This is a genomic window from Phenylobacterium sp., assembly GCF_024508875.1.
Classification (GTDB): domain Bacteria; phylum Pseudomonadota; class Alphaproteobacteria; order Caulobacterales; family Caulobacteraceae; genus Phenylobacterium.
This window is the reverse complement of sequence record NZ_JANINU010000225.1, coordinates 1-3606: the sequence shown is the minus strand read 5'-3', so window position 1 is coordinate 3606 and position 3606 is coordinate 1. Positions and strand designations below refer to the sequence as shown.

General features: G+C 71.3%; 6 protein-coding genes. 3 read left to right on the top strand and 3 right to left on the bottom strand.

Going from position 1 to position 3606, the window contains the following annotated elements:
• The coding region (locus Q0L11_RS16260; protein ID WP_296598608.1) for a substrate-binding domain-containing protein at positions 1-222 on the bottom strand (222 nt) is incomplete at its 3' end.
• A gap of 38 nt (positions 223-260) precedes the next feature.
• Here Q0L11_RS16260 and Q0L11_RS16255 point away from each other — a divergent pair.
• The 3 genes from Q0L11_RS16255 to Q0L11_RS16245 all read left to right on the top strand — a co-directional run bounded on the left by Q0L11_RS16255 (position 261) and on the right by Q0L11_RS16245 (position 1888).
• On the top strand, positions 261-1028 hold the full coding sequence (locus tag Q0L11_RS16255) for a TOBE domain-containing protein (RefSeq protein WP_296598606.1): 768 nt from the start codon (positions 261-263) through the stop codon (positions 1026-1028).
• A 3-nt stretch (positions 1029-1031) separates the two neighbouring features.
• The gene (locus tag Q0L11_RS16250; protein WP_296598604.1) at positions 1032-1526 is read left to right on the top strand and encodes a molybdopterin-binding oxidoreductase; all 495 of its coding nucleotides are present in this window, start codon (positions 1032-1034) and stop codon (positions 1524-1526) included.
• Positions 1527-1678: 152 nt separating this feature from the next.
• Positions 1679-1888 (top strand): alkylphosphonate utilization protein, encoded by a 210-nt coding sequence (locus Q0L11_RS16245; protein ID WP_296598609.1) that lies wholly within the window; start codon positions 1679-1681, stop codon positions 1886-1888.
• Here Q0L11_RS16245 and Q0L11_RS16240 read toward each other — a convergent pair.
• Both Q0L11_RS16240 and Q0L11_RS16235 read right to left on the bottom strand, forming a co-directional pair.
• Positions 1885-2769 carry a DMT family transporter gene (locus tag Q0L11_RS16240; protein ID WP_296598603.1) on the bottom strand — a complete coding sequence of 295 codons (885 nt, stop codon included), beginning with the start codon at positions 2767-2769 and terminating at the stop codon, positions 1885-1887. The two genes, Q0L11_RS16245 and Q0L11_RS16240, sit on opposite strands and share 4 nt — an antisense overlap.
• Before the next feature lie 160 nt (positions 2770-2929).
• Positions 2930-3606: alpha-isopropylmalate synthase regulatory domain-containing protein (locus Q0L11_RS16235; RefSeq protein WP_296598602.1), on the bottom strand; the 677-nt coding region annotated here is incomplete at its 5' end.

Sequence of the window (3606 nt, the reverse complement as noted above, 5' to 3'; positions counted from 1 at the left end):
CACCTCGAACGGCGCCCCGTTGGCGATCTGGGCGTAGAACTGCCCCGACGAGCCGAAGCTCAGGCTCGCGTCATGGCCCGTCCGCGCCTTGAAGCGCGCCGCGATCTCCTTGGCCGGCTCGGTGAAGTTTGCCGCCACCGCCACCTTCGTCTCGGCGGCTAGAGCGGGAACGGTCGCCGAGAGAGCGAGAACGAGGGCGGAAAGCAGTGTCGCCAGGCGCATGGTGCGTTATGTACCGAGTCTACATAACGAGGTGAAGCATGCTGAGCGCCAACGTCACACTGGAGCGGCCGGGCCTGCCCCGCGTCGCCCTCGCGCGGGCGAGCTTGCTCCAGGCGATCGACGACCTGGGCTCGATCAGCGCCGCGGCCCAGCGGGTCGGTCTGTCCTACAAGGCCGCGTGGGACGCGGTGCAGGGGCTGAACAACCTCTTCGACGCCCCGCTCATCTCGGCCGTCGCCGGCGGAAAGGCGGGCGGGGCGACGCAGTTGACCCCGCAAGGGCGGGCCGCCCTCGCCGCCTTCCGCCGGGTCCAGGGCGCCCTGGACGCCGCTCTCGCCCAACTCGACGGCGGCCCTCCGTCCGAAACCCTTTGGAGCCTTGGGATGAAGACCAGCGCGAGGAACGCGCTTCGTGGGCGCATCTCGGCGCTCAAGCCGGGCGCCGTAAACACCGAGGTGACCTTGCGCATCGCCGACGGCCTGGAGATCGTGGCGATCGTCACCGGCCAGAGCGCGGAGGACCTCGGCCTCGCGGTCGGGGGCTCGGCGGTCGCCCTCATCGAATCCGGCTTCGTGATCCTCGCCCAGGGCGACGGTCTCGTGACGTCCGCGCGCAACCAGATCCCGGGCGTCGTCCAGGCGCGCGAGGATGGGGCTGTGAACACCGAGGTCCGCCTCGATATCGGGGGCGGCAAGACGCTCGTCGCCACCGTGACCCTCGAAAGCGCCAACAGCCTGGGCCTCGCCGAGGGCGAGCGCGTCACCGCCCTGGTCAAGGCCCCTCACGTCATCCTCGCGGTGGAGTAACCGATGCTGCGCGCCATCTCCTTCAGCCTCGTCCTGGCCGCCTCGTCGGCGCCGGCCGCGGCCCAGACCCTCTCGATCAAGGGCCCCTCCGGCGCCGTCACCCTGACGGCCGCCGACGTCGCCGCCCTGCCCCGGACGAGCGTGCCGTTCGACGCCCACGGGCAGAAGCACACCTACGAGGGACCGCTCCTCATCGACGTCCTGGGCAAGGCCGGCGCGCCCACCGGCAAGGCCCTGCACGGCGCGGCCCTCGCCGACGCCGTGGTGGTGCGCGGCTCGGACGGCTATGCGGTCGTCTACGGGCTGGCGGAGCTGGATCCGGCCACCCGGCCCAACCGCATCATCCTGGCCGACAAAGCAGACGGCGCGCCGCTGGACGCCAAGGACGGGCCGTTCAAGGTGGTGGCCGAGGGCGACCTGCGGCCGGCGCGCGGCGCCCGGCTGGTCACCTCGGTCGACATCGTGAACCTGGGCGGCGCGGCGCCGCATTCGCACTAGTCGCGCAAGGGCGAACGCTCTAAGCCCGCCGACACGTGAGTCCGGGAGGCGACATGAGCGGCGACGACGACTTCGTCTATGACGAAGCCACCGGCGAATGGATCAGCGCCGCCGAGGCCGCCGAGCGGGCCGCGAAGGCCGGCGTCGTCGAGGTGCGCGATTCCGTCGGCAACCTGCTGGCCGACGGCGACAGCGTGACCCTGGTCAAGGACCTCAAGGTCAAGGGCGCTGGCGGCCAGACGCTGAAGCGGGGCACGGTCATCCGCTCGATCCGCCTGACCGGCGATCCGCAGGAGATCGATTGCCGGCACGAGACCATCAAGGGCCTCGTCCTGCGCGCCGAGTTCGTGAAGAAGAACTAGCCCAGCGCCGTCAGCAGCACGCCTACCGTCGTCACCGCCCCGCCGATCCACTGCCGCAGGCTGGGCCGCTCGCGGAACAGGCGATGGCCGACCGCCGCCGAGATCGGCGTCTCGATGACGCCGACCGCCCGCACCGGCCCGGCCGGCGCCAGGGCCAGGGCCCCGAACCAGCAGGCCGAGGCCGCCGAGCCGAAGAATCCGGCCCCCAGCGACTGCCGCCACCCGGCCAGCACGGCCTTGAGGGCCGCCGGTCGCACCACCGCCAGGATCCCGCCCAGCAGCAGGGTCTGGTAGGTTTGCGCCACCACCACGCCGGCCATGGCGGAGTACAGCGGGTGGTCGGGGTCCAGCGCCAGCCCGGCCTGCCGGTAGCCGTTCAGCGACACCGCGAACGCCGCGCCCGAGGCCAGGCCCAGCGCCGCGCCGGCCAGGCCGCCGCGCACGTCGGCCGTCTTCGGCCACGACAGCACCGCCAGGCCCGCGGTGGCGATCGCCACGCCGGCCCAGGCGGGCGGCGAGAGCTGGTCGCCCAGCACCGCCCAGCCCATCAGCGCGCCCAGCGGCAGCGACGACTGCTGCATCACGCTGGCCACCGCGAAACCTGACCGATGCATCGCCAGCAGCAGCGCCGCCGTCGCCCCAATCTGCGCCGTCGCGCCGGCCAGCACGCCAATCCAGAACCGCACGGCCGTCGGGTCGGGATGCGCGTCGGGCGTGAGGGTCGCTGCCAGCGCGAACATGGCCATCGAGAACGGCAGGCCGAACAGGAAGCGCACCAAGGTCGCGCCCCACGGCCCGGCGTCGCCCACCAGCCCGCGCTGCATGACGTTCCGCGCGACCTGCAGGGGCGCCGCCGCCGCGGTGATCAGGATCCAGAGCATCGGAGCTCACAAAATAAGATTGTCATGGCCGGGCTTGTCCACGCCATCCAGACACGCTGGCGGCGCAGGACGAGGCGCGGCGGACCCGCGGCGCGAACTCGGACGGATCGGTGTTTCTGGATGGCCGGGACAAGCCCGGCCATGACGAGCATTCGGGAGATCAGAACCCGCTGGCGACCTTGCCGGGCGCGCTCTTTTCCTTCCTCGCGAAGAGGTTGTTGAGCGCGTTGACATAGGCCTTGGCCGACGCCGTCAGGGTGTCGGTGTCCGCCGCCGAGCCGGTGGCGATCCGGCCGTCGTCCTCGAGCCGCACCGAGACCTGAGCCTGGGCGTCCGTGCCCTCGGTCACCGCATGCACCTGGAACAGGCGCAGGATCGCGTCGTGCGGCACCACCGCGTGGATCGCGTTGAACACCGCGTCCACCGGGCCGTCGCCGGTGGCGTTCGCGCTCTTCTCGACGCCGTCGATGGTCACCGTCAGGAAGGCCTCCTGCGGCCCCTCGGTGCCGGCGATGACCCGCAGGTGCTTCACCTGCACCTTGTCGGCGCTGCTGGCCAGGGCGTCGTCGACCAGGGCGATGATGTCGTCGTCGAAGACGTGCTTCTTCTTGTCGGCCAGGTCCTTGAAGCGCTGGAACGCCTCGTTCAGCGCGTTCTGGCCCAACTCGTAGCCCAGGTCCTTCAGCTTTTCGCGGAAGGCGTGGCGGCCCGAGTGCTTGCCCATGACCAGGTTCGACTGGGCCTGGCCCACCGATTCCGGCGTCATGATCTCGTAGGTGCCGCGGTCCTTCAGCATCCCGTCCTGGTGGATGCCGCTCTCGTGGGCGAAGGCGTTCT

Coding starts and splice junctions, on each gene's coding strand:
- Q0L11_RS16255 (WP_296598606.1), top strand. CDS start 261: ATGCTGAGCGCCAACGTCACACTGGAGCGGCCGGGCCTGCCCCGCGTC.
- Q0L11_RS16250 (WP_296598604.1), top strand. CDS start 1,032: ATGCTGCGCGCCATCTCCTTCAGCCTCGTCCTGGCCGCCTCGTCGGCG.
- Q0L11_RS16240 (WP_296598603.1), bottom strand. CDS start 2,769: ATGCTCTGGATCCTGATCACCGCGGCGGCGGCGCCCCTGCAGGTCGCG.